At 65.0% G+C, this 594-nt stretch carries 1 protein-coding gene; it reads left to right on the top strand.

The features are described 5' to 3' along the window. A partial coding sequence (locus ON32_RS23360) for an AMP-binding protein (RefSeq protein ID WP_040793171.1) occupies window positions 1-594 on the top strand: 594 nt, incomplete at both ends.

Raw genomic sequence — 594 nt, 5'->3', positions numbered from 1 at the left:
CCCGGCCCAACGCATCGTCCACATCATTGCCGACGCCGGTGCCGCCCTCGGCCTCACCACCGCCTCCGTCCGTGCGCAACTACCCGACACCGTCGACTGGATGACACTCGACGAGCTCCACGAGCCCGATGACCGGCCGATCACCGATGTCGATCGAGTGCGGCCATTGCGTGTCGACGATATCGCGTATGTGATCTACACCTCCGGGTCGACGGGTGTGCCCAAGGGGGTAGCGGTCACCCATCGAGGTCTGAGCAACTGCGCCGCCGTACATCGGGACACCATGGGCATCCGCCCCTCGTCCCGTATTGCGCATTCGGCGTCGCCGAGTTTCGATGTGGCGGTTCTGGAGCTGTTGCTGGCGGTGTGTGCGGGCGCGACCATGGTCATCACACCCGACGATGTGCTCGGTGGAGACGAGCTCGGTGAGCTGTTCGATCGGGAACACGTCAGCCATGCGCTGCTCACCCCGTCGGTGCTGTCCACCATGGATCCGCGGCGGTGGCCGTTGCCGGATTTGACCCATCTGGTGGTCGGTGGGGAGGAGTACGGCACCGAATTGGTTGCCCGCTGGAGCGATCGTCGCCATGTCTA

It is taken from the genome of Nocardia paucivorans NBRC 100373, assembly GCF_000308675.1.
GTDB classification, from domain to species: Bacteria; Actinomycetota; Actinomycetes; order Mycobacteriales; family Mycobacteriaceae; genus Nocardia; species Nocardia paucivorans.
Note: the sequence above shows the minus strand (reverse complement) of the source record. Positions and strands in the feature narration are given on the sequence as shown.